This window comes from Micromonospora sp. CB01531, from assembly GCF_001905095.1.
GTDB lineage: Bacteria > Actinomycetota > Actinomycetes > Mycobacteriales > Micromonosporaceae > Micromonospora.
Map to the genome: position 1 here is coordinate 1 of NZ_LWLS01000056.1, position 25,078 is coordinate 25,078.

The window sequence follows — 25,078 nt, forward strand, 5'->3', positions numbered from 1 at the left end:
TGTTCAGATTCTCGAACCCAAGGATCTAGCCCGGTCGTGTCTCTTGGATCTCGTGTGAGGTCGCGTAGCGAGTCGACGGCGGCCTGGTACATGCACTCTCTCTTGTCGTAGCGCGTCGCCACAGCCCGGAACCGCTTGGGCTTGTTGATCGCCCGCTCGACGACGTTGCGCTGTTTGTACAGGTCCCGGTCGAAGGCCGGTGGCCGGCCGCCGCGGCTGCCCTTGGCCGCTCGTGCGGCCAACTGGTCCTTCTTCTCCGGGCGCCGTGATCCGGCGGCGTCGCAGCTCGGCGCGGATCTTCTTGTTCGTGTACGCCTTATCGGCCAGCACCCGACCGGGCCGGGTCCGCGGTCGCCTGGACCGACGGCGAATGCGGATACCGTCCATGACCTCGGTGAACCCGACGCTGTCGTGGCACTGCTCGGCGGTCAGGGTCTGGCTGACCGGCCGGCACCGGCGGTCGGCGGCCAGGTGCAGCTTCGCGCTCAGCCCGCCCCCGGGATCGACCGAGCGCTTCACGGTCACCCGATTCGTTCGGTGCCGGCCGCCCCCTTTGCAGCCTCCGGCATCTCCGGCCAGCTCTTTCGGCGGCTCATGGCGGGCACCGGCGGCGTGCTGGTGCCGTGCCGTATCCCGTCACGGCACGGACCAGGAAGAAGTGTCATACGTTCTCTTGCGCAGCAAAGTCTGTAATGCAAAGCTAACTTCATGACAGACGAACCTGTTCCCCAGACGGACGGCCCTCACGAGCTGCTGTCCGCCGTGCGTGCCCTTACGCGCCGGGTCCGTGTCGCCCAGCGCGGCACCTGGTTCCCGCTGCTGGTCTTCGCGACGATCACCCTGGTAGCGATACCCGTCTATCGGTACGCCCCCTACCTCGACGTCTTCGGCACCTGCCGATCCCGCCCGCAGCACACGGTCTGCATGGCACCCAACCCGGCGGAGCTCGGGTACTGGACAGTCGCGCTGCTGCTCGCCTACGCGGCGATCGCAGCCTTCTATGTCAGGCAGTCCCGACGGCGCGGCGTGGGCACCCCCATCCGCCCCTACGTCGTCGTCGGCGTCGCGTTGGCCGTCCTGATGACGGCCGTGTCGATCTGGTTGACGTTCCACCCGCTCCTTCCCCAGCCCGCCGATCCCTTCTCCACCGACCCGGTGCAGATCGAGGTCGGGCCGGCCGGGTGGCTCGTTAACGGGCTGGCCAGTCCCCTGGCGGCGATCGGGCTGGCGCTGCTGGTGCTCGCCTGGGTCGAACGCCACTGGGCGCTGCTGGCGTACACCCTCGTCTACCTGGCGATCGGGATGGTGCAGGGCAACCAGGTCATTCACTCGTCGTCGCCTTGGTTCTTCCTGCCGCACCTGCTCGTCCCGGCGGCGGTGCTGCTACTGGGCGCCACCGCCTTCGCCCTGTTCCGGCCGACGGCCGAGGTTCGCGCGTGATGACCGATCACCCCGCCAACGGCCTCGACGACGTCGTCCACCAGCGCGTCCGGCTCGGCATCATGGCCATCGCCCACCAGGCCCGCCAGGTCGAGTTCGGCTTCCTCCGTACCACCCTGCAGCTGACCGCCGGTAACCTCGGGCAGCACCTGACCGTCCTGGAGAAGGCCGAGCTAATCCAGATCGAGAAGGGCTACGAGGGCAAACGCCCACGCACCTGGGTCACCCTTACCGCCGCCGGTCAGGCCGCCCTGCGCGACGAGATCGCCCACCTCAAGCAACTCATCCAGCAGGTCGAACAAGCGGAAACCCTCCCGACCGCCGACCGGTGAACGGCGGGCAGCCAACGCGCGCGGACCCGACCCTGCGCCACACCGGATCCGGTCCGCCCACGGCTCAGTGAGGTTCATTCCCACGGGCCATACCTGTCGAGTGAACGAGCTTCATGATCCGCAAGACGGAGCCTGGCTGATCGTCCGACATTTACGTACGACCAGCCTCAGATTGCCACCGATACCACCGAATCAGTTGACGTTCGCCAGTCCATAGCATCGAGTGCCATGAGGCTGAGAATCGCTCTTGCGTTGGCCGCACTCGCCACCCTGCTCTACACCGTCGGCGCACCATACAACCACGGCGGCTGACCCGGCTCGAGAACGAGATCTCGTCAGCTGCTGCTCGGCGCCCTCACCACTGAGCCGCACACCCTCGGCGCGCACCTCTCGAAGAGGGCGGACAATCCGATGTCCGTGCTTCTTGTCGGCCCGTCCTCATCGGCCTGGCCGCCGGTTACCTCACCGGCGGCCGGCTGTGCCGCCTCGCCGACCAGCCACTGCGGGGCATCTGGCGGCTGTACGCCGCCGCGGTCGGACAACTGCTCAGCCACGTACCACCCGGCTCCCGCTGCACTCCGCTGCCGCCCCGGGGTCGCGCAGATAGTGCGGCCTGTTAGAGCACCACCGGGATCATCTCGAACCCGGCTCACCGCCGACTCCGGCCGGCGGCGTGACCGGCCATACCGGGTAGTGCGGACTGAAGACGCCGTCGACTCAGTCTGGCCTGTCTTCTGCCTGGGCGGATTCCTCGCCGTCTCGCATCGCGCGCCGTACCTCCTGATTCGCCGACGTCGGGTTGCAGCCGATAGCTCTGAGCAGGTCGCTCGCGGCGGTGCGTAGCTGGGTCACCACCGCATCTCCGAAGTCGTTGACGCCGAGCGCCCGGGCTCGGCCCGCCTTCTGCACGGCGTCACGTATTTTCTGATGGGTTCGTTCGGTCGGGCGCCCGGCGCGATGCTCATGGCGCAGGAGCTCGACCGCATCGGCGAGATGGCCAACGCCGACGGACAGGTCCGGGGGAATCGGCTCGTTGTACTGCAGCGCCATCGCTGACCGGCGGGCCAGCCCTCGGCTGTGTTCGATGACTCGTTCCAACTGCACGGTCGCATGGGCGAAGCGTTCCACGTCCTGGCGGCGCGCCATCGGGCAGGCGCCAGGCTGACGACCTCCTCGGCGCCGCTGAGCGCTTGGTGCATCCGGTCGAGGGCGGGCCCCAGGTTGCGTAGCGTGTCCAGCGCTCGTACCGCGCGTTGCTGATCGCGTGTCGTCAGCGCTGCGGAGACCTCTCTCAACTGACCGGCGAGGCACTGGTAGATGGGAGCTGCGTCGCGGTCGAGGATCCGCATCGGGTTGATCGGTAGCAGCAGCGCCACTACCACGAGGCCGACGACACCGCCGACTGTCGCCTCAACGATCCGCGGCCACTCAAGGTCCTTCTGGGCCGGAGCCAGGGTTGCGAGCAGCACCGCCGTGCCGCCGGCCTGTCCCACCGCTGCCCGCTGCGGCCAAACAGCACAAGCGTGGCCAGGATGGCAAACCCGACGATGAATCCGGTCTGCCAGAAGCCGGTGCCCAGGAACGTCAGCAGGAAGTCGGTGGTGGCGATACCCAGTCCGACTCCGAGGAGCAGTTCGGCGGTGCGGCGGGCACGCTGGCCGAGCGCGGCGACGATCGTGCCCACCGCCGCGGAGGGCGCGAAGACCGGCGAGGGGTTGCCCAGCACGTCGTGTCCGATCGACCAGGCCAGAGCTGCGGCAAGTCCAGCCTGCAGGGAAATCACGACAGCAACTTCAAGCTGATGCATGCGTAGCCGACCCGCCCGGCCACTGCGACCTCGAATCCTGGCGCAGTGGCCTTCACGTTCTCATCCACACGATCACGCCGTGACCGGTCGACGCCCGGCCGGCGGTCGTCAGCACTCACTGAGCACTCGTATCACGCCCACGTGGAGGAATCCGGCCAACCGTGAAGGCCGCCCGCGTGCGGGTCTCACCTCCTCGACATGATGCGGATCGGCGCCCGTGACGGTCAGCCGAGTCCGGCAGCCAGAGCTTGACGCCCACATGCGCCGCGCCGACGGTCACCGCCCAAAGGTGCCGACCGACAACGTCGTCCGGGGAACGATCAGCGGTCAGCGGCGCCAGGGCCGACCGCGGACGGGTCGGCCCTGGCGCGGCGGTGCCGGCGGAGTGGGCATCAGGGCTTCAGCCGCCGGCTCGTCGTGTTCAGGCGGTGGCTTCGTCGTCGGCGTCGCTCGACGTCGTGGCGACGCCCGCCGGCGGGTTGTAGACCCAGCAGGTGCGGTGGTGGGACTCGAACCGCTGCTGGAACGGCGTGGCGAGCGGGTGGTTACGCAGCGCCAGGATGTTCTCGTCGTTCTGCCGCAGCGCCCGGTACGTCAGGTTGTGGCTGCCCAGGTAGAGCGTCGACTGGGTACCCTGACGGATGATCATGAACTTCTCGTGCATCGGGATGCCCTGCTGTTCGCCGTTCGCGTTCTCCGTGTAGCCGCAGAGGTGGACGGGCATGGCCCTGGCGAGGTCCACCAGCGCGGGCATGGGTGTGCCCTTGTCGTGCGGGGCGCCGGATTTGGCTCCGGTGACGATCCGGACCTGGCACCCGCGCTTGCGTGCGGCGATGAGTTCGTTCACCACGGCCCGGCGCTGGATCCGGAAGTTCGCCAGGTCGACCTTGGTCGAACTTGAGCAGGTGAGGCCCTTGAGAATGCGTACGACCGGGTCGTTGCTCCCGCTGCGCGGGGTGGTGCCGGCGGCCTCCCGGCGGGGGAAGGTGTAGAGGCGGTGTGCGTCGGCGGCGTAGGTCCGGCCCGCGTTGTCGTCGCTCGCCCCTGACCTGCCGTGCGCCATCAGGTCATTGAAGTACCGCAGGTAGTCCGCGTACAGGCCGGCGTGGCTGATGGTGATGGCATCCTCGTACGCCGCGTAGTAGTCGAGGTTGGCCGACGAGACGTAGAGGACGTTCCTCGCCGTTCCACCTCCCGCCAGCCGCACGCTGGAGATTGTCATGAACTTGTCGTGCAGCAGCGGCGGGTTGTTCAACGGGGACCCCGTACGGTCGGTCATGCAGCCGCGGGTCGACTGCTTGTCGGGGCGCCTCGTGCCACACTCCACGACCGTTATCGACGGGGTCGCCTTGAGGGCCTGGTAGAAGGCGTCTCCGGCCCAGACCTGGCTGCCGTTGATGGCGATGCGTACCCGCACCCCACGCGCTGCGGCGGCCTTGAGCGCGTCGAGGACCTCCTGACGGTTGAAGAAGTAGAGGGTGAGTGAGAGGGTCGCCCCGGTCGGCGTCGCGTTGATGAGCCTGGCAACGTGGGCGCCGATCCCCTTGTGCATGTCGGGGAATTCCTGCTTGCTGTTGAACCAGGCGTAGTTGTGGACCTCGCCGACGGCGATGGGGACCACCGCCGCGGCGGGAGCGGCCGCCTCGGCGGCGGTTCCCGCCGCGACCGGGGTCGCGGGCAGCGAGACCGCCGTCAGCACGGCGGCGGCCATGGCGAGGCCGCGCAGATACGGTTTTCTGGTCATGCGGCGCTCAACTCCCTCGTCCGGGCCATGCACGATGTCGATTGCACGGTGATCAGTCCTTCCCCGTGATCCAGGGGTCGCGGCGGGCAGGACCTGCCACCGGGACCCGGTCACTTCGCCGCCGGCAACGGCCGTTGACATTGACTGACTTCGAATGTGCCGGCGGGTGGTGGAAGCACTGTGGAAGGAGCGTGAAAAGGTGCGGGAGTCGCCGGCACGATCGGTGATCTGCGCGGCGGCACCGGAGGCCTCGGCGAGAGTGGCGAACCGTCACGCCGCCGGCAACTCCGGTCGATTCGTCAGCGTGTCTCCTCGATCACCTGCTCGGCAGCGCGGCGTACGTCGTCGAGCAGGATCTCCATGTCGCGGCGGGTGGTGCGGTAGTTGAGCACGCAGCCGCGCAGCGCGAAGCGGCCGTTGATAGTCGCGTTGGACAGGTACGAGCTGCCGGCCTGCTGCAGCGTCACCATGATCCGTTCGTTGAGGCGGTCGAGTTCCTCCTCGTCGGCCTCGGACCGTGGGCCGGCAGGTGCGGTGCGCGGCAGGTAGCGGAAGCAGAAGATGGAGAGCTCGACCGGGGCGAGCAGCTCGAAGTCGGCGCTGGCGTCGACAAGGTCGGACAGGTGGCGGACGCAGTCGAGGTTGCCCTCGATCGCGTCACCGACAGCTCGCGAACCGGCGTGCGCCAGCGCCATCCAGACCTTGAGCGCCCGGAATCGCCGGGACAGGTCGGGTCCGTAGTCCCAGAAGGCGAAGGCCTCGGCGGGCTCGGTCTGCATGACGCGGGTGTAGTCGGCGTCCAGGCTGAAGGCGGGCCGCGCCCCCTCCGGGTCGCGGTAGATGAGGCAGCCGCAGTCGGCGGGGAGGTAGAGCCACTTGTGCGGGTCGAGGGCGATCGAGTCGGCCTCCGACATGCCGTCGAAGAGGGGGCGGGCCGAGGGAGCGAGCCGCGCGAATCCGCCGTAGCACGCGTCGACGTGCATCCACAGCCGGTGCTGCCGGGCGACCGCCGCGATCTCGGCGAGCGGGTCGACCGCGCCGGTGACGACGGTGCCGGCGTTCGCCACCACGCAGAGTGGTTCCGCCCCGGCGGCCTGGTCCTCCTCGATGGCGCGGACCAGCGCGTCGACGTCCATCCGGAAGCGGGCGTCCACCGGGATCTCGCGGACGTTCGCGCGGCCGATGCCGAGCAGCGCGGCGGCCTTGTGGATCGAGTGGTGGGTCTCGGTGGAGGTGTAGATGCGCAGCGGCGCGGGGTGGGCGGCCGCGCCGTGGGTGGCGACCGCGTCGCCGCAGTGCCGGTGTCGTGCGGCGGCGAGCGCGGTGAAGTTGGCCATCGAGCCGCCGCTCATGAACAGGCCCCCGGCTCCGGGGTCGCAGCCCAGGGCCTCCTTGATCCAGTCGATGGCCACGTGCTCCAGCTCGACGGGAGCCGGTGCCGACCGCCACGCGGTGAGGTTCGGGTTCAGCGCCGACGCGAGGAGGTCGGCCACTGCGGCGACCGCGGTGCCCGGTGCCGAGACATACCCGAAGAAGCGGGGATGCCCGTTGTGTCGGCTGCCGGGGACGACCACCTCACGGAAGACGGTGAGCAGGTCGGTGAAGTCCCGACCCTCGACGGGCAGCGGCTCGACGAGCAGCTCCTTCAGCGCGGCGGCGGAGGTGCGCGGGGCGATGGGCAGGTCCCGGATCGAGTCGTGGTGGGCGGCGATCCACTCGACGGCGCGCGCACCCATGTCCCGGATCTGCTCCGCCGAGGGGTCCAGGGCGGAGTCGACGCCGCGCCTGTCCGGTGAGATCGAAGTCATGGGCTGGAGAATAGTTCGGATCAACCTCCTAGCGGTCGCCCGCTCCGGAGCGCGAGAGCCGTGACCGCGCCGCACGGCACCCGTGGCGCCGATGGACGTCGTCAGCGCAGCCGCCGGGCGGTGAACGTGGTTGGCGACTCGGCGATCGCGTCCTGGGCGGCGATCAGCTGGAGCTCCCGGGTGCCCGCCGCGAGGGTCGCCTCGAGTACGGCGAAGACGGAGGCGATGGTGCGTTCCAGTGCCGTCGCGGGCGAGCCCGTCGTCCACAGATGCGCCAGGTACAGCGCCGCGGTGACGTCGCCGCCGCCGTTCGGGTTGATCGGCAGCAGCGGCGTGGTCACCGCCCAGGCGCCCTCGTCGGAGACGGCCACCACCTCCAGCGACCCCGCCGGCACGTCGCCGTGGAGCACGCTGGTGACCAGGACGTGCCGTGGCCCCGTTTCGCGGACCACGTCGACCGCCGCCAGCAACTCGGTGAGCGAGTTCGTCCTCCGGCTGGCGAGGAAGTCCAACTCGAACTGGTTCGGGGTGATGATGTCCGCGCGTGGGACGACCACGTCCCGCAGGTACTCCGGGATGCCCGGCCGGACGAACAGGCCGCGGCCGACGTCGCCCATCACCGGGTCGCAGCAGTAGACCGCGTCCGGGTTGGCCGCCTTGACCTTGTCCACCGCGTCGAGGATCACCGCGCCCATCGCCGGGTCGCCCTGGTAGCCCGACAGCACCGCGTCGGCGCTGCCGAGGACCCCGCGATCGGCGATGCCCGCGATCACCTCGGCCACGTCGACCGGCGCGAGCAGCGGCCCGCGCCACGCGCCGTACCCGGTGTGGTTGGAGAAGTGGACGGTCAGTACCGGCCAGACCTCGTGCCCGAGCCGCTGAAGGGGGAAGACGGCCGCCGAGTTGCCGACGTGGCCGTAGGCGACCGACGACTGGATGGAGAGGATCTTCACCTGCTCATCATGGCGGTTCCCGCCGGTCCGCTACGTGCTACCCGGGCTTTCTGTCGGCTGACCCACTCCGGGCCGCCGACCAGACCGCGCCGGTGCGTGACGTCTCCGAGGCCGAGCAGGTCGGCGCGGCGAGCCGTGGCGCCCGGACGACATGGCCCTCGCCACGATCGTGGCCCGGATCAGCGCCGACGCCGACGCGCGCACGGACGGGTGGCCAGCACGCGCATCGGCATCGACGAAGACCATCGGGGCGGGTCAGCGCAGCGGAGCCGTGCGCCGATCAACGCCTCGCTGGTGCCTGATTACTTGCCCGGCTTGTAGGTCCGCTCGACATGCCCCTTGAGCTCCTCGGGATAGAAGTAGACGGGCCGGAGGTCGCCACTCGCGTACCGTTCGGCCTGGTCGTTGAAGTGCGGCGAGTCGGGATGCCCGCTCGCGCCCCCCGCCGTCACCGCCCAGGCACGCAGCCGCGGCCCGAACTCCACGACCGCCATGAAGCTGTTGCCGCTGGTGCCGTAGTAGCGCTTCGTGCCCGGGTAGCGCCGAGCCCCGAACGAGGCGAGGGACCCCCACTGCGCGGAGGTGAAGGGCACCGGGCTGCTCGGCTTGGCGTCGTCGAACGTCTGGACGATCGCCCCGTCGTTGCGCTGGAACCGGTTGATCTCGCCCCAGGGCACCTGCCAGTTGCCGAAATCCTGGGTCAGCCGCTCCACCGCCGCATCAAGCGCTGCGAGCCGCTGCGCATCGGTGGCGCGCTCGGCGAGGTAGTCCCACATCGACATGCCGGCATCTCGCGCCGCCTGGGCCAGGGGCGCCCAGAGCGCCTCTGCCCAGAACACGGCCAACGACGTCGCGGTTGACTGCGCACCCCAGCGATAGTCCCAGCCGCGCAGCAGGCCGATCGGCCCGGCGAGTCTCGCCTTCTGCTGGTCGCCCTCGGGCAGCTTGTCCCACGCCGCGGCGAGCCCCGGCACCAGTCGGGCGAACGCGGTGAGGTACGTGTCGAAGGCGGCTGCGATCAGCGTCTGCGGGGTGAAGTCCCGCCGCGCACTCAGCACCCGGATGGCCTGCGGGCCACGCGGGTTCTCGCCGGCCTGGTCGAAGTAGCGCGGATAGTCGGCGGCCTTGGGGCTGTCCGCGCCGGCCGCGGTCCAGGGCCAGTTGTTCGTGTTGAACGCCCAGCCATTCTCCGGATTCACCGCCTGCGGCAGGCTGCCGAGGCTGTGCAGCCCGCGCCAGTCGGTTGCCGGATCGCTGCCGTCGACGGGCTTGCGGTAGTCGAAGCGATCGTCCCGGACCGGCATGAACTGCGGCACCAGGAAGGCGATCTCGCCCGTCGAGTCCGCGAAGAGCGTGTTGTTCGAGCTGTTGGCCTTGAGGCCCGCCACCTGGATGAAGTCCTCGTAATCCCGCGTTTTGGTGCGCAGGAAGCTCTGTTGCAGCGCCTCGACGGGCTTGTTCATCAGCGCGAACGCGATCCACTTGCCGTCCGCCTCACGCACGATCGGGCCGTGGTGGGTGGCGAAGGTGGTGAAGCTGCGCTGGGCCCGCCCGCCCTCCGCGGTGCGGTACGACAGCGTGATCGTCTTCGTCGTCACCGGCCGCAGCTCGTTGCCGTAGCGGTAGGAGCGGCTGCCGTCCGCTCCGGTCACGATCGTCTCGGCGAACTCGTCGACGTTGTCGACGCCGCTCGACGTGTGCATCCAGCCCGTGTTCGCGTTGAAGCCCTGGTAGATGAAGAACTGCCCCCAGGTGGCGGCGCCGTAGACATTGAGCCCGGCGCCGCTCGTCACATGTTGCTCCGAGCGGAAGAAGAAGCTGGTGTGCGGGTTGATCAGCAGCAGCGCATGGCCGTCTCGGGTGTGGCTCGGCGCGATCGCCATGCCGTTCGAGCCGCTCGGTTCGCGGAACAGCAGCCCGCGCTCCTCATCGGTCATCGGCACCGCGCGCCTGCCGTAGAAGGCTTCGAGCTGGGTGAGTGGCACCCGCTCGATGTCGCCGCCGATGCTGCCTTCGGAGAAGCTCAGCGGCATCCACGGCTCGAACCGGCTGATCACCCGTGGCTGCACCTCGGGGTGGGTCGCGAGGTAGTAGTTCAGGCCGTCCGCCCAGGCCTGCATCAGCTCGCGTAACCAGGCCGGGCTCTTCGCGTAGTCCCCCTTCAACACCTCGGGGTCGATGAACAGCCGCTGGCGCAGGTCCTGCCAGATCGCGCTCTCGCCCTCGGCCTCGGCGAGGCGGCCGAGGCTCACCAGGTAGTTGCGTTCGATCCGGTTGAAGTCGTCCTCGGCCTGGGCGTACATCATCCCGAACACGGCATCGGCGTCGGTCTTGCCCACCACGTGCGGGACGCCCCAGTCGTCACGGGTGATCGTCACGTGCGCAGCCTGCCTACGCCAGCGGGCGAGGTCGGGCGCGTGCTGCGCGGGGGCGGCGGACGCGCTGCCGGATGGCAGCCCCGCCGCGACGGCCGCGGCTCCCGCGGCCAGCCCGGCAGCCCCGCCCAGGATGCGGCGCCGGCTCAGCCCTTCGTTCTGCGCGTGGTTCATGAATGGGTCCACCTTTCTGGGCAGCAGCCGCCCTTCGGCCAGGGAAGGACAACGGTCATCGCCGCCTCCTGACCGCTTGGGGATCAACCTGGCCCAAACTGCGTACCATTCGCTCGGGCGGCGTGGCAATAGAGATCAAGAGCTATTTGACCTGCGAGACATGCTCGTGACAATCGAGGTCCGTCGCGAGTGGAGTCGCGGTCGATCGCGAGTGGAGTGGCGGCCGGTCCGCGAGTGGACTGGCGACGGGTACGGCCCTCAGGACAGCCGCTGCGCCCGGTGCAGGATCCGCTGCAGGACCACCACCAGAGCGAGGAACGCACCGCTGACGACCTGTTGGAACGACGAGGTGAGCACGCCGATCTGATTGATCAGGCTCTGGATCACGCCGAGCAGCAGCACGCCGGCCATCGTCCCGGTGAGCCCGCCGGCGCCGCCGGTGAGCAGCGTGCCGCCGATCACCACGGCGGCGATGACGTCGAGTTCCATGCCCGCGCCGAGGATGGTGACGCCGGAGGACAGGCGGGCGGCGTTGAGGGCGCCCGCCAACCCGGACAGCAGTCCGGAGATGAGATAGACGAGGACCTTGACCCGGGCGACCGGCACGCCCATGAGCACGGCGGCCTCCTCGCTGCCGCCGATCGCATACACCTGTTGCCCGAAGCCGGTGCGCTGCAGCAGCACGCCGCCGAGCAGGACCAGACCCAGCGTGATCCAGACCGGCGCGGTGAGGCCGAGGACGGACGTCTGGCCCAGCGCGCTGAAGGCGTCGTTCTGCACCAGGTAGGTGTTCGCCCCCTCGTCGGAAACCGCGAGCATGAGGCCACGCATGCCGAGCAGGCCCGCCAGGGTCACGATGAACGGCGCCATGCCGGTGCGCGCCACGATCAGCCCTTGCACGAGCCCGATCGCGCCACACACCGCGAGCGGCAGCAGCAACGCGACGAGCAGCCCATACCGGGAGCCGTAGGCGGCCAGCACCCCGGCGAGCACGAAGGACGAGCCGACGGAGAGGTCGATGCCGCCGCTGATGATGACGAAGGTCATCCCGATCGCGACGATCGCCAGGAACGACGACGACACCACGATGTTCGCGGCGTTCTGTGGGGTGGCGAACGAGTCGAAGGCGACGGCCCCGACCACGACGGTGACCGCCAGAACCATGAGCGCGCCGTGATGCTGGAGGAGGTGACCGACCCGTTCCCGGCGCAGTGCGCCCGGTCGGCACCGCGCCTCGGCGCCGGCGTCCGCGTCGGCGATGGTGGTGGTCATGCGCGCCTCCCTCGGGCGGCGTAGACAGCGGCCAGGATGATGACCGCCTGGACCATCTGGGTCCAGGACTGCGGCAGGTTGTGCTTGATGAGCGTGGCCTGGAGGAGCTGGATGAGCAGGGCGCCCAGCACGGTGCCGAGCACCCGGACCCGGCCGCCGGTGAGCGGGGTCCCGCCGACGACCACGGCGGTGATCGCGGACAGTTCCATGAGCAGGCCCAGCGAGGTGGGGTCGCTGGCCTGCAGCCGGGACGTGGCCAGCACTCCCGCCACCGCGGCGAGTAGGCCGGAGATGAGGTAGACGGTGACCAGGACGCGTCGTACCGGCAGGCCGGACAGCCGGCTCGCGGCCCGGTTGCCACCTACGGCGACCAGCTGGCGGCCGAAGGTGGTGCGCTTGACCAGGAACGCGACCAGCACGGTGAGCGCCGCCGCGATGATGACCACCAGCGGCAGGCCGAGCACGGACCGGCTGCCGAGGGTGATCAGCGTGGGGTTGCGGAACTCGGTGAGCTGCGGCACCAGCACGTTCGCCAGGCCGCGTACGCCCACCAGCAGTGCCAGCGTCGCCACGATGGGCTGCACCCCCACGTACGCCACCAGCGCGCCGCCGCCGGCGCCGACGGCGGCGCCGGCGATCAGGGCCGCGACGATCGCGACCGGAGCGCCGTACCCGAGGTAGAGCACCACCACCGCCGAGGCGAGCGCCATCACCGAACCTACGGACAGGTCGATACCCTCGGTGCCGATCACCAGCGCCATCCCGAGCGAGGTGATCACGACGGGCGCCACCTGGATCAGCTGGGTCCGGAAGTTCGCCACCTCGAGGAAGTGCGGCGTGAACACCACGTTGAAGAGCAAGAGCGCGAGCACCGACACGTAGACGCCGTACTCCTGCAGCCACGCGAGCAGGCGTACCCGCCCGCCCCAGGCGCGCGGCGCGACCGCGAGGTCAGCCATCGGTCTCTCCTGTCGCGGCAATCGTTGCCATGATTGCTTCTTCCGTAACCTGGTCCCCGCTCAGCTCGCCCGCGACCGCGCCGTCGCGCAGGACCACGACCCGGTCCGCCCCCTCGACGAGTTCCTCCAGGTCGGAGGAGATCAGCAGCACTCCGAGCCCCTCGGCCGCCAACTCGTCGATGAGTGCCTGCACCTCGGCCTTGGCCCCGACGTCGATGCCCCGGGTCGGCTCGTCGAGCAGCAGCACCTTCGCGCCGGTCGCCAGCGAGCGGGCCAGCAGGACCTTCTGCTGGTTGCCGCCGGACAGCTCGGCGACCTTCTGGTCGGGGGAGGCGGCCTTGATGCGGAGCCGCCGCATGAAGCTGTCGACGATCCGGTCAACCCGGGCGTCGGACACCACTCCGGACCGGGACAGCTGGGGCAGGGCGGCCAGCGCGATGTTGTCCTTTACCGACAGGGTCGGCACGATGCCCTCGGCCTTGCGGTCCTCGGGGACGAGGCTGACGCCGGCGCGGATCGCGGCCGCCGGAGAACCACGGCGCACCTCCTGCCCAGCCACCAGCACCGTGCCGCCGTCGAGCGGAAGGGCACCCGCGATCGCCTTGGCCGTCTCGCTGCGGCCGGCGCCCAGCAGCCCGCCCAGGCCCACCACCTCGCCGGGACGGACCTGCACGGACACGTCACGCAGGGCAGGCCGGCGGGACAGCGATCGGGCCTCCACCAGCGGCCCGCTGGCCGCGGCGGTGTGCTCGCCGGAGAACTTCGTCGCCCCCTCCCGCCGGATCTCAGCGGGGTCGCGGCCGAGCATCAGCGCGACGAGATCCACCCGCGGCAGCTCGTCGAGCGGTCCGCCGTGCGCCACCCTGCCGTCGCGCAGCACGGTGACCCGGTCGCAGATCCGGTACAGCTCGTCGAGGCGGTGGCTCACGTAGATCAGCGAGATGCCCTGCGCCCGCAGGTCGGCGATGACGCCGAAGAGGGTGTCCACCTCCCGCGGTTCCAGGGCCGAGGTTGGTTCGTCCATGATCACCACGCGGGCATCGATGGAGACCGCGCGGGCGAGCGCCACCATCTGCTGGGTGCCCATGCCGAGCGAGCGAAGCGGCCGGCGCACGTCGGTGCGGATGCCGTACCGGGTCATCACGCGCTCGGCCTCGGCGTACAGCTGCGTCATGTCGATGACCCCGAGCCGGCTGCGCGGTTCCCGCCCGAGCAGCAGGTTGTGCGCGAGGCTCATCTGCGGGACAAGGTTGACCTCCTGGTAGATGGTCGAGATCCCGGCCCGTTGGGCGGCGAGGGGGTGGTCGAAGGTGACCGGCTCGCCGCGCAGCAGGAGCGTCCCCCGGTCCGGCCGGTACACGCCGGTTAGGACCTTGATGAGAGTCGACTTGCCGGCGCCGTTCTCGCCGACCAGGGCATGTACCTGCCCCGCATCGAGCCGGAAGGACACGTCGTCCAGGGCGAGGACCCCGGGGAATCCCTTCGAGATTCCCCGGGCCTCCAGAACCGCGGTCGCCATCAGTACGCGTTTCCCAGGCTCTCCTTGGCATTCGCCGTCGTGTACTCCTGGTCGCTGATGATCACCGTGGCCGGGATCCCCTCCCCGTCCAGGAACTTCTGGGTGGTGGAGAAGGCGAGCGGCCCGAAGCGCGGGTTCGACTCGACGACCGCGGACAGCCAGCCGTCGACGATGCCCTGCACGGCGGCGCGGGTGCCGTCCACCGACACGATCTTGACCTGGCCGGGCGACTTCCCCGCGCCCTTGAGCGCCGTCACCGCCCCGAGCGCCATCTCGTCGTTCTCGGCGTAGATGCCCTCGGTGCCGGGCCGGGACTGGATCAGCTGCTCGGTGACCTGCTGGCCCTTCTCCCGGGTGAACTCGCCGGTCTGCTCGAAGGAGATGGTGATGCCCGGTGCCTTCTCCTGGATCCGGTCCTTGAAGCCCTTGGTCCGGTCGGTGGTGACGTTGTTGCCGGGCGCGCCGAGCAGGATGGCGACCTCACCCTGACCGCCGAGGGCCTGGATCATCTGGTCGGCCGCCCGCTCGCCCTGCTGATAGAAGTCCGACCCGATGAAGGTGAGGTAGTCGGTGCACGGCTGAGCGTTGATCTTGCGGTCGATGGTGATGATCGGGACCTTCTTCTCCGCCGCCTGCCTCAGCACCGGCTCCCAGCCGTCGGAGTTCAACGGCGCGATGATCAGCAGCTTGGCGCCCTGGGCGATGAGCTGCTGCACGTCCGAGATCTGCTTGGAGAACTGCGACTGCGCGTTGGTGACCCGCAGGTTGGCGATGCCGAGCTTGGCGGCCTCGTCCTTGATGGACCTGGTCTCGGCGATCCGGAACGGGTTGGCTTCCTTCTCCGACTGGGAGAAGCCGACCACGTCCTTCTTGAGGTCGAACTTCTGCCCGCCGAAGCTCTGCAGGGTGCAGGTCGGGCCGGCGGCACCCTGGCTCTGCACGACCTGCTGACCTGCGCTGCCGGCCGGTGCGGGCGTCTCGCCGCTGTCCTCGCCCTTGGCGCACGCCGCGGTGGCGAGCAGGGCGGCCAGCGCGACCGCCACCAATCCGGATGTCCTGGACATGAGGGCTTCCTTTCCCGAGGCGGTTCTTACTCAGCGGGGATGGGGTCGGGGGCCGCCGCCGCCGCGGTGGGCACCGCGGCGGCGACGGCGAGGAGGCGGATTCGCCTCACCGCAGGCCTCCGGAGACGTACAGCTGACCGACCTCGGTGGCGGACAGCGCGCGGTCGTAGATCCGCACCTGGTCGATCGCGCCGCGCCAGTAGTCGACCGGGCCGCCGTTGAACCTGGCCCGCCCGATGACGGTCGGTCCGTTGGACGCCTCGCCCAGGCAGGAGCTGGCCGTGCCAGCCTGCTGACCGTCGACGTAGAGCGTCAACGTGCCGGCGGCGGCATCCCGCACCCCGACCAGGTGGTACCAGCGGCCGGTCTCGGGTGCGGCCGGAGCGAGCGCCCGGACCCCGGCGAAGCTGAACGCGAACCGGTTGTCCGCGCCTGAGTACTGCAGGAAGAAGGCGCTGTGGCTGCCGCCGTCCTGGCTGACCGCGGTGGCGAACCCGCCGCGGCTGTCCAGCTTGACCCACGCCGACGCGGAGTAGTTGCCGGTGGTGTCGAGAATCGCGGCGCCCGTGTCGACGTACTGGTTCACGCCGTTGAGCTGCACCGCGGCGCCGGAGTGGCCGGTGGTCCAGGTCGCGCCGTTCACCAACGTCCCGTCGTGGTTGCCGGCCTTGTCGTCGGTCACCGTGCCGGCGCCCTCGTCCAGCGGCCACCAGCCCACCCCGGTCAGCCCGGGCGTGCCCGGCGGCAACTGCGGGGCGTTCGCGCCGGTGCCGTCGGCCGAGCGGACGATGGCCCGGTTGACGTCCCGGACGCGGTCGAAGTCCATCTTCTGGACCTGGCGGTCATAGGTGTAGAAGCCGTTGACCTCGTGCTCCACGTCGGTGGTCTGGGTGTAGACGGCGCCGGAGAGCCCGCACCGGTTGGCCACGGTCAGCAGGTCACGTTGGTTCTCGACGTAGCGTCGGGTGAGAGTGGCGCTGTCCGGTGTCATCTCATAGGCGTGGCCGTCGCCGAACCACATGTGGCCATCGACCTTCAGACCGAAGCCGCCGTGCTCGCCGTCCACGGCGACCCGGTCCCCGCCGGGCACTGGCGAGGCTGGTCCGACGTACTGGTGGAAGTCGATGATGTCGCCGCGCCCCGAATCACCCTTGGAGTCGCAGCAGTTCACGCCACTGTGCGCGTTGACCATCCGGCTCGGGTCCTGGGCCCGCAGCTCGTCGGCGATCCGCCCGGTCGCCGCGCGGTCCCACTCGCCCCAGCCCTCGTTGAACGGTACCCAGACCGTGATCGAGGTCCAGCTCTGGTGCTCGACGACGATCTCCTTCAGCTGCCGCTCGAACTCCTGCTGCGCGTCAACCGGCGGGATCCCCCCGGTACGCATGGCCGGCATGTCCTGCCACACCATGAGGCCCAGCCGGTCGGCCCAGTAGTACCAGCGGTCCGGCTCCACCTTGATGTGCTTGCGGATCGTGTTGAAGCCGAGCCGCTTGGTCTCGGCGATGTCGAAGCGCAGCGCCTCGTCCGTCGGCGCCGTGTAGATGCCGTCCGGCCAGAAGCCTTGGTCCAGGGTGGACATGTTGAACAGGATCTTGCCGTTGAGGGCCAGATGCAGCTTGCCGTCGGCGCCCTTGACCTTGCTCACCTCGCGCATGCCGAAGTAGGACTCGACCCGATCGGCCTCCTTCCGGCCGTCCAGCACCCGCACCCGCAGGTCGTAGAGGTACGGCGAGTCGGGCGACCACAGCTGCGGGTTCGGCACCGGGACGCGCAGCTCGGCGCCGGCCGGCCCGGACGCGCGGCCGACGACCTTGTTGCCGGCGTAGGCGACGGCCTCGACCGTGCGCCCGCTGCCGCCGGCGACCTGCGCGGTGAGCCGGAGGCTGGCGTCGTCGACGTCCGGGGTCATCCGCAGCCGCTCGACGTGGCTCGCCGACACCGGCTCCATCCACACGCTCTGCCAGATGCCGGACGACGAGGTGTAGAAGATGCCGCGGTCGGGCCGGTTGCGCTGCTTGCCGACCGGCTGCCAGGTCTGGTCGGTGCGGTCCTCGACGCCGACCACCAACTCCTGGGCTCCCCGGCCGTGCAGGGCGTCGGTGACATCGACGCTGAAGCCGTCGTAGCCGCCGCGATGGGTGGCGACCTTCACGCCGTTGACCCAGACCGTGGCGTCGTAGTCGACGGCGCCGAAGTTGAGCCGCAGCCGCTCGTCGCCGCCGATCCGCCAGTTCGCCGGCACGCCGAACGTGCGCCGGTACCACATCCGGTCCTCGTGCCGCTGGATGCCGGACAGCGCCGACTCGATCGGGTACGGCACGAGCACCCGCTCGCTGAGCTGCTCGCCGATCGGCGGAGCTTCGCCTTCCTGCGCCCCCGCGAACTGCCAGACCCCGTTGAGGCTCTCCCACCTCTTACGGACCAACTGCGGACGGGGGTAGTCGGGAAGCGCGTTGTCCGGCGACACCTGGCCGGTCCACGGCGTGGCGATCGGTGGTGTGCCCGGATGCCAGGTCGCCTCGGCGCGCGCGACCGCTGGCACGCCGCCGAGCACGCAGGCCACGGCGATCAGCACGGTGGCTGCTCTTCTCATCGTTCAGGGCCCCTTTCTCACGAGCGTGGCGTGCGAGGGCAGGCCGGAGCGCCCGGGCAGCGGGCCGGAGCTGAGCCGGCCGGGCCGGGTGTAGACCTGCCTGAAATCGTTGGGAAACAATCAATCATCGTCACGATCCCAAGTCAATAGGATTCGATCAGATCCGATCAGAAACGATCCGGGAGCGCTCTCACCAGGGCCCCGGGGCTGCAGAGTACGATCAGAACCAGACCGACCCGTTCACGAAGAGAGGACAACGTGGCACCTGGCGACGACTCCCGGACGGCGACCGAGGGCCGGCGGACCATGTTCGCCGCCGAGCGCCGGCAACGCATCCTCGAACTGATGCACGCCAACGGCGCGGTCTCGCTGCGGGACATCGCCCAGGCCGTGCAGTCCTCCGAGGTCACCGTCCGACGTGACCTGCGGATCCTGGAGGCCGACGGGCTGCTCAACCGCCATCACGGCGGCGCCACCCTGCCCGGCGCGCTGGCCACCCTGCCCGGCGCGTTGTCCCGGGAACCCACGTACGCCCAGAAGGCGCAGGTCGCCGCCGCCGAGAAGGCCGCCATCGCCGAGCTCGCGGCATCGCTCGTCGAGGACGGCGACGCCATCGTCATCGGCGCCGGTACCACCACCCAACTCTTCGCCCAACAGCTCACTCGGTATGCCGAACTCGCCGTCGTGACCAACTCGCTGCTGGTCGCCCAGGCGCTCGCCAACGCGCCGCGGGTCGAGGTCGTCCTCACCGGCGGTACGCTGCGCGGCGCCATCCTCGCGCTGGTCGGCAGCGCCGCCGAACGCTCGCTCGCGGGTCTGCGGGTCCGCCGGGCCTTCATCTCGGGCAACGGCCTCACCGCCGAACGCGGCGTCTCCACGCCGAACATGCAGGTCGCCAGCGTCGACCGGGCGCTCGCCGCGGCGGCCGAGGAGATCGTCGTACTCGCCGACCACACCAAGATCGGAGTCGACACCATGGTGCAGACCATCCCCACTGACGAGATCGACCACCTCGTGACCGACGACGCCGCCCCCCGCGACGTGCTCGACGAACTGGCCAACCGGGCCGTCCGGCTGCACGTCGCCCGGCCCTGACGTCTTTACCTTTCCACCCGCCGTGCGCGATCATTCGCCTCAGCCGGCTCGCCGGCCGCTGCGAGGAGGCACCGTGGTAGGCAGCAGCACCGTGATCGAAGCCGCCGGCGTGGTCCGGAACTTCCCCGGCACCCGCGCGCTCGACCACGTCTCCTTCACCCTCGGACACGGCGAGGTGCACGCCATCCTCGGCGAGAACGGCGCCGGCAAGTCGACGCTGGTCAAGGTGCTCTGCGGCATCGACCGGCCGGACGCGGGCGTGCTGCGGCTGCACGGCACGCCGGTGGGGTTCTCCTCGTCGCGCGACGCCGAGCGCGCCGGGATTGGCGCCGTCCACCAGGAGGCCAACCTCGTTCCCCAGATGAGCGTCGCCCGCAACCTGTTCCTGGGCCGCGAACCGCGCCACCGGCTCGGCCTCATCAACGTCGCGGCGATGAACACCCGGGCGAGCGACATGATGGCCGACTTCGGCCTACGGATCGACGTACGCCAGCCCGTCGAGTCGTTCGACGCCGGGATCCAGCAGTTGGTCGCGGTGGCCCGCGCGGTCGCCATCGGCACCTCGGTGATCGTCCTCGACGAGCCTACGGCCGGCCTGGACGACGATCAGGTCGAACGACTGCTCGCCATGCTCGACGCGCTGCGGGCGCAGGGCCGGTCGATCGTCTACGTCAGTCACCGCCTCGCCGAGATCGAGCGGATCTGCGACCGGGCCACCGTGCTGCGCGACGGCCGGCTGGTGCACACGGGTCCGCTCGCCGGCCTCGACCGGATGCGGCTCGTGTCGCTGATGCTCGGCCGGCGGGTGGCGCTCGGGACGCGGGCCCTCGGAGGTGTGGCCGCAGAGCCCGCCGACCCACCGATCCTGCAGGCCACCGGACTCACCCGCCGCCACGTTCTCGGCGGCGTGTCGATCAACCTCCGGCCGGGCGAGGTCGTCGGCCTCAGCGGGCTGTTGGGTGCAGGCCGGAGCGAGACGGCGAAGGCGATCGCCGGCGCCATGCCGCTGGACGCCGGGCAGGTGATCGTCTCCGGTGCCCGCCTGCGCCGGCGCTCGATTGCCGGCGCCGTCCGGGCCGGCGTGGGACTGCTGCCACAGAACCGTACGACCGAGGGCATCATCGCCTCGCTGTCGGTGCGCGACAACATCGCGCTCGCCGCGCTCCCCCGGCTCTCCCGCGCCGGCATCGTCTCCGAGGCCCGCCTCGACCGGATCGTCGAGACCTTCGTGCGCCGGCTCCGGATCAAGGCAACCGGCCCGCACCAACCGGTCGGGGAACTCTCCGGCGGCAACCAGCAGAAGGTGCTGCTGGCCCGCTGGCTCGCCACTCACCCGCGGGTGCTGATGCTCGACGAGCCCACCCGCGGCATCGACATCGGCACCAAGTCCGAGGTGCAGGCCCTCATCGACGATCTCGCGGTGGACGGGCTGGCAGTCATGTTGATCTCCTCCGATCTGGAGGAACTCGTCGGATCCTGCGACCGCGTCCTGGTGCTGCGCGACGGCGCCGTCGCGGGGCAGCTGACCGGCCCCAGCGTCACCGAGAAGAACATCATGGCGTTGCTCGCGGCGAGTTGACCACCGCGACGCCGCCGCACCTGGATCAGCCGGGCCGGCTCAGGCTCCCGCCGTGCGCCGCCGTATTTGGTGCATTCAAGAATAAAATGGAGCATACTGCGCACTGTGGTCACGACCCTCGGACTTCGAGCGCAGGCTGCACGGTGCCGCGCTCCGCGTGACCCGTCCGCGGCGGGCGGTGCTGGCCGCGGCGCACGCGCATCCGCACGCCGACACCGTCTCGATCTTCGGTGCCGTGCGTAGCGAACTGCCCGAGGTGTCCCACCAGGCCGGGTATGACGTGCTGCGCGCGCTGACCGACGTCATCCACTGGGACGTTTGCCGCGAGCGTCTCGCGGCAATCGCCAACAGTTGAACGAACGAGAATCACGACAGGAGAAGGAGCGACGTGTCTGAGCGCGGCAGCGAGAGTGAAAACCCGGTAATCCCATCCCCCACTCCGACCCCGCACCGGCCCCGGACCAACCAGGACTGGTGGCCGAATCAGCTGAACCTGCAGGTTCTGCACCAGCACTCGCCGCGAGCCAATCCGATGGGCGCGGGATTCGACTACGCCGAGGAGTTCAAGACCCTCAACGTGGACGAACTCAAGCAGGACGTCCTCGACGTGATGACGGCGTCGCAGGACCGGTGGCCGGCCGACTACGGCCACTACGGACCGCTCTTCATCCGGATGAGCTGGCACGCCGCCGGCACGTACCGCATCGAGGACGGCCGTGGCGGTGCCGGCGACGGTGCCCAGCGATTCGCTCCGCTCAACAGCTGGCCCGACAACGCGAACCTCGACAAGGCCCGCCGGCTGCTGTGGCCGGTCAAGCAGAAGTACGGGCGGAAGATCTCGTGGGCCGACCTCCTGGTCTTCACCGGCAACGTCGCCTTGGAGTCGATGGGCTTCAGGACCTTCGGCTTCGGCTTCGGGCGGGAGGACGTCTGGGAGCCCGAGGAGATCTTCTGGGGGCCGGAGGACACCTGGCTCGGGGACGAGCGTTACAGCGGTGACCGGGAGCTCGCCGGCCCGCTCGGCGCCGTGCAGATGGGGCTCATCTACGTGAATCCGGAGGGCCCCAACGGCAACCCGGATCCGCTGGCCGCTGCCCGCGACATCCGCGAGACCTTCCGCCGCATGGCCATGAACGACGAGGAGACGGTGGCGCTGATCGCCGGCGGCCACACGTTTGGCAAGACCCATGGTGCCGCCTCCGCCGAATACGTCGGCCCGGAGCCCGAGGGCGCTCCCGTCGAGGGCCAGGGCCTTGGCTGGAAGAACACCTTCGGTAGCGGCAAGGGCCGGGACACGATCACCAGCGGGCTCGAGGGTGCGTGGACGCCCACCCCGATCACGTGGGACAACAGCTTCTTCGAGACCCTCTTCGGTTACGAGTGGGAGGTGACCGAGAGCCCGGCCGGCGCGAAGCAGTGGAAGCCGAAGGGCGGCGCCGGAGCCGACGCCGTGCCCGACGCGCACGACCCGGCGGTCAGGCACGCCCCGATGATGGCGACGACCGACCTCGCGCTGCGCGTGGACCCGATCTACGAGCCGATCTCGCGGCGTTTCCTGGAGAACCCGGATCAGCTCGCGGACGCGTTCGCCAAGGCGTGGTACAAGTTGCTGCACCGCGACATGGGACCCGTCTCGCGCTACCTGGGCCCGTGGGTTCCCGAGCCGCAACTGTGGCAGGATCCCGTCCCCGCGGTCGACCACCAGCTCATCGGGGCTGAGCACATCGCCGCCCTCAAGGGCATGATCCTGGAATCCGGACTGTCCATCGCTCAACTGGTCCGCGCCGCCTGGGCGTCGGCGGCGAGCTTCCGCGGCACCGACATGCGTGGCGGCGCAAACGGGGCCCGGATCCGCCTCGAGCCGCAGCGGAACTGGGAGGTCAACAACCCGGCCGAACTGGCCACGGTGCTGCGGGCCCTGGAGCAGATCCAGCAGGAGTTCAACAACACCCAGTCCGGCGGCACGAAGGTGTCGCTTGCCGACCTGATCGTCCTCGGCGGATGCGCGTCGGTCGAGCAGGCGGCGAGGAACGCCGGCCACGAGATCACCGTGCCGTTCCGGCCGGGCCGTACGGACGCCTCGCAGGAGCAGACCGACGTGGCGTCGTTCGCCGTGCTCGAGCCGAGGGCGGACGGATTCCGCAACTACCTGCGAGCCGGACAGAAGTTGCCGCCGGAGACGCTGCTGCTGGACCGGGCCAACCTGCTGACGCTGACCGCTCCCGAGATGACGGTCCTGCTCGGCGGCATGCGGGCCCTGCAGGCCAACACCGGGAACGCACGACACGGCGTGCTCACCGACCGGCCCGAGGCGTTGACGATTGACTTCTTCGTGAACCTGCTCGACATCGGCACGGAGTGGACGGCTGCCACCTCGACCGAGAACGTGTTCGAGGGCCGGGATCGCGCCACGGGCGAGGTCAAATGGACCGCCACCGCGGTTGACCTCGTCTTCGGCTCGAACTCCCAGCTCCGAGCGATCGCCGAGGTCTACGGCAGCCGCGACGCGCAGGAGAAGTTCGTCCAGGACTTCGTCACGGCGTGGGTCAAGGTCATGAACCTGGACCGGTACGACCTCGCCTGACCCGACGGGCCCCGGTCGCCGAGAACGGTGACCGGGGCCCGTCGCCGTCGAGGCAGCACGGCGCTCGCGCGGCCCGGGGCGGCGTCGGAGCTCGTCAGGCGACGTCCACCTGGGCGCCCGGCCGGCCGCTCTCCACCACGAAGCTGGCCCTGGTGGACACCGGGGCTCCGGGCTCGGTGACGTACGGCAGGACGCGGTAGTCGGTGCGCCACTGCTGCTCGTCGAGCTGGCAGCGGACGTACCCTCGCCGGCCGTTGTAGAACCGCATGTGCGGGTTACTGGCCAGCCATTCGGTACCCCGGGCGTCCATCTCCGCGCCGTTGCCGCCGGAGGTGATCGAGGTGCCGAGGAACTCGACGCCGACTGTACGGGACGACTGGTCGTCGAAGTTCTGCTTCAGGTCGGCGACCATGCTGCAGTGCGCGTCGCCGGTGACCACCACCATGTTCTCCACGCCACGCTCGACCACCCCGTCGAAGATGCGCTGCCGGGCCGCCGCGTAGCCGTTCCAGTTGTCGTCCGACAGCCGCTTGCCGGGACCGGGGTCCCGGTCGGCCTGGGCGATCACAGTCTGGTTGCCCAGCACGTTCCACCGGGCGGTCGAGTCGGCCAGGCCGTCGAGCAGCCACTGCTCCTGGGCGCTGCCGAGCATTGTCCGCGACGGGTCGTCCATCCCGGCCGGCACCTGGTCCGAGCGGTACTGCCGGCCGTCGAGGATGTTGAACTCGGCGAGGTTGCCGTAACGGAGCCGCCGGTACAACCGCATGTCCGGTCCCTGCGGGATGCTGAGCCGGCGCAGCGGCATGTGCTCGTAGTACGCCTGGTAGGCAAGCGCCCGGCGCTGGCGGAAGCTCTCCTGCGACTGCTTCGGATCCTCGGAGGTCCCGTCGGCGTAGTTGTTCTCCACCTCGTGGTCATCCCACGTGACCGCCCACGGGAACCGGGCGTGCGCGAGCTGAAGGTCCGGGTCCGTCTTGTACTGGGCGTGCCGGATCCGGTAGTCGCTGAGCGAGAAGATCTCGGTGGCGGGCAGGTGCGGGCGACCGATCGAGCCGGCGCCCGGGCCCTCGTAGATGTAGTCGCCCAGGTGCAGGACCAGGTCCAGGTCCTCCTCCGCCAGGTGCCGATAGGCGGTGAAGTGCCCTGCGGGCAGGTTCTGGCAGGACACGAAGCCGAAGGCGAGACGCCGCCGGTCCGCGTCGTACGCGGGTGCCGTCCGGGTCCGCCCGACGGGGCTGAGGTGCGTGCCCACCCGGAACTGGTAGTAGTACTCGCGGTCGGGGCGCAGTCCGGTCACCTCGGCGTGTACCGAGTGACCAAGCTCCGGCGTGGCCCGCTCCGCGCCGGCGCGGACCACCTGCCGGAAGTGCTCGTCCTCGGCGATCTGCCAGGCCACCGGGACGACCCGCGGCGGCATTCCGCCCATCCCGTCGACGGCGAGCGGGTCCGGTGCCAGGCGGGTCCACAGGACGACGCCGTCGGGATACGGGTCGCCAGAGGCGACGCCCAGGGTGAACGGGTTGTCGGCGAAGGTGGGGTCGGCCCACGCCGGTGCTGCGGAGAAGCCGGCGATGGCGGCGGCGGCACCCGCTCCGGCCGCGCCGGCCAGCCCGAGGAATGCACGCCGGTGGAGTTGAGGCATTCGACGTCCCTCCAGAGGTGGTAGATGATCACCACCGATTCTTGGGACCGACATTGCCGGCGAATGGCCTTACGAAGGCCGCGGCCGGACGCCTCCGTGGACATCAGACGCCTCGTATCGCAGGCCAGCGTCGAGCCG

Annotated in this window: 17 protein-coding genes and 3 pseudogenes; 6 read left to right on the forward strand and 14 right to left on the reverse strand. The window is 70.0% G+C overall.

Translation table 11 applies throughout. The features are described from left to right. Window positions 1-101: 101 nt before the first annotated feature. Together A6A27_RS47405 and A6A27_RS47410 are read right to left on the reverse strand one after the other, a co-directional pair. Window positions 102-215: pseudogene (locus A6A27_RS47405) on the reverse strand (IS5/IS1182 family transposase); the annotation flags it as partial. Window positions 216-279: 64 nt separating this feature from the next. Then, window positions 280-525, reverse strand: a pseudogene (locus tag A6A27_RS47410) (transposase); the annotation flags it as partial. 183 nt (window positions 526-708) lie between these two features. Here A6A27_RS47410 and A6A27_RS08325 point away from each other — a divergent pair. Then, on the forward strand, window positions 709-1,440 hold the full coding sequence (locus tag A6A27_RS08325) for a hypothetical protein (protein ID WP_143193938.1): 732 nt from the start codon (window positions 709-711) through the stop codon (window positions 1,438-1,440). Then, entirely contained in the window at window positions 1,440-1,772 is a 333-nt protein-coding gene (locus tag A6A27_RS08330) for a winged helix-turn-helix domain-containing protein (protein ID WP_073833966.1), read from the forward strand. Before A6A27_RS08325 ends, A6A27_RS08330 begins: the two co-directional genes overlap by 1 nt. A gap of 717 nt (window positions 1,773-2,489) precedes the next feature. Here the strand turns inward: A6A27_RS08330 and A6A27_RS43030 are convergent. The 11 genes from A6A27_RS43030 to A6A27_RS08390 all read right to left on the reverse strand — a co-directional run bounded on the left by A6A27_RS43030 (window position 2,490) and on the right by A6A27_RS08390 (window position 18,040). Continuing rightward, complete coding sequence (locus tag A6A27_RS43030) at window positions 2,490-2,900, reverse strand: hypothetical protein (protein WP_206745057.1); 411 nt, start codon at window positions 2,898-2,900, stop codon at window positions 2,490-2,492. A 247-nt stretch (window positions 2,901-3,147) separates the two neighbouring features. Beyond that, entirely contained in the window at window positions 3,148-3,579 is a 432-nt protein-coding gene (locus A6A27_RS43035) for an FUSC family protein (RefSeq protein WP_073833969.1), read from the reverse strand. Window positions 3,580-4,000: 421 nt separating this feature from the next. Next, a complete protein-coding gene (locus A6A27_RS08350; protein ID WP_073833970.1) occupies window positions 4,001-5,323 on the reverse strand; it encodes a phospholipase D-like domain-containing protein in 1,323 nt (440 codons plus the stop codon). Between the two features lie 299 nt (window positions 5,324-5,622). After that, complete coding sequence (locus A6A27_RS08355; protein ID WP_083672497.1) at window positions 5,623-7,131, reverse strand: pyridoxal phosphate-dependent decarboxylase family protein; 1,509 nt, start codon at window positions 7,129-7,131, stop codon at window positions 5,623-5,625. A 101-nt stretch (window positions 7,132-7,232) separates the two neighbouring features. Beyond that, the gene (gene pdxY, locus A6A27_RS08360; RefSeq protein ID WP_073833971.1) at window positions 7,233-8,084 is read right to left on the reverse strand and encodes a pyridoxal kinase PdxY; all 852 of its coding nucleotides are present in this window, start codon (window positions 8,082-8,084) and stop codon (window positions 7,233-7,235) included. A gap of 302 nt (window positions 8,085-8,386) precedes the next feature. Continuing rightward, window positions 8,387-10,633 (reverse strand): penicillin acylase family protein, encoded by a 2,247-nt coding sequence (locus A6A27_RS08365; RefSeq protein ID WP_083672498.1) that lies wholly within the window; start codon window positions 10,631-10,633, stop codon window positions 8,387-8,389. 258 nt (window positions 10,634-10,891) lie between these two features. Then, window positions 10,892-11,905 carry an ABC transporter permease gene (locus A6A27_RS08370; protein WP_073833972.1) on the reverse strand — a complete coding sequence of 338 codons (1,014 nt, stop codon included), beginning with the start codon at window positions 11,903-11,905 and terminating at the stop codon, window positions 10,892-10,894. Then, window positions 11,902-12,864: an ABC transporter permease gene (locus A6A27_RS08375; RefSeq protein ID WP_073833973.1), complete on the reverse strand. Its 963-nt coding sequence runs from the start codon at window positions 12,862-12,864 to the stop codon at window positions 11,902-11,904. The genes A6A27_RS08370 and A6A27_RS08375 overlap by 4 nt, the downstream gene beginning before the upstream one ends. Then, window positions 12,857-14,383, reverse strand: coding sequence for a sugar ABC transporter ATP-binding protein (locus tag A6A27_RS08380; protein ID WP_073833974.1), 1,527 nt, complete (start codon window positions 14,381-14,383; stop codon window positions 12,857-12,859). The genes A6A27_RS08375 and A6A27_RS08380 overlap by 8 nt, the downstream gene beginning before the upstream one ends. After that, window positions 14,383-15,447: an ABC transporter substrate-binding protein gene (locus A6A27_RS08385; protein ID WP_073833975.1), complete on the reverse strand. Its 1,065-nt coding sequence runs from the start codon at window positions 15,445-15,447 to the stop codon at window positions 14,383-14,385. Before A6A27_RS08385 ends, A6A27_RS08380 begins: the two co-directional genes overlap by 1 nt. A gap of 106 nt (window positions 15,448-15,553) precedes the next feature. Continuing rightward, entirely contained in the window at window positions 15,554-18,040 is a 2,487-nt protein-coding gene (locus A6A27_RS08390; RefSeq protein WP_073833976.1) for a LamG-like jellyroll fold domain-containing protein, read from the reverse strand. A gap of 258 nt (window positions 18,041-18,298) precedes the next feature. Here A6A27_RS08390 and A6A27_RS08395 point away from each other — a divergent pair, with 258 nt between their 5' ends. The 4 genes and pseudogenes from A6A27_RS08395 (at window position 18,299) to katG (ending at window position 23,298) form a co-directional block, all read left to right on the forward strand. Continuing rightward, window positions 18,299-19,135, forward strand: coding sequence for a DeoR/GlpR family DNA-binding transcription regulator (locus tag A6A27_RS08395; RefSeq protein ID WP_073833977.1), 837 nt, complete (start codon window positions 18,299-18,301; stop codon window positions 19,133-19,135). A 73-nt stretch (window positions 19,136-19,208) separates the two neighbouring features. Beyond that, complete coding sequence (locus A6A27_RS08400; RefSeq protein ID WP_241825152.1) at window positions 19,209-20,714, forward strand: sugar ABC transporter ATP-binding protein; 1,506 nt, start codon at window positions 19,209-19,211, stop codon at window positions 20,712-20,714. A gap of 103 nt (window positions 20,715-20,817) precedes the next feature. Beyond that, window positions 20,818-21,012: pseudogene (locus tag A6A27_RS08405) on the forward strand (transcriptional repressor); the annotation flags it as partial. A 90-nt stretch (window positions 21,013-21,102) separates the two neighbouring features. After that, window positions 21,103-23,298, forward strand: a complete 2,196-nt coding sequence (katG, locus tag A6A27_RS08410) for a catalase/peroxidase HPI (RefSeq protein WP_073833978.1) — start codon at window positions 21,103-21,105, stop codon at window positions 23,296-23,298. Between the two features lie 94 nt (window positions 23,299-23,392). Here the strand turns inward: katG and A6A27_RS08415 are convergent, their stop codons facing one another. Then, window positions 23,393-24,940: an alkaline phosphatase D family protein gene (locus A6A27_RS08415; RefSeq protein ID WP_073833979.1), complete on the reverse strand. Its 1,548-nt coding sequence runs from the start codon at window positions 24,938-24,940 to the stop codon at window positions 23,393-23,395. Window positions 24,941-25,078 lie beyond the last annotated feature (138 nt).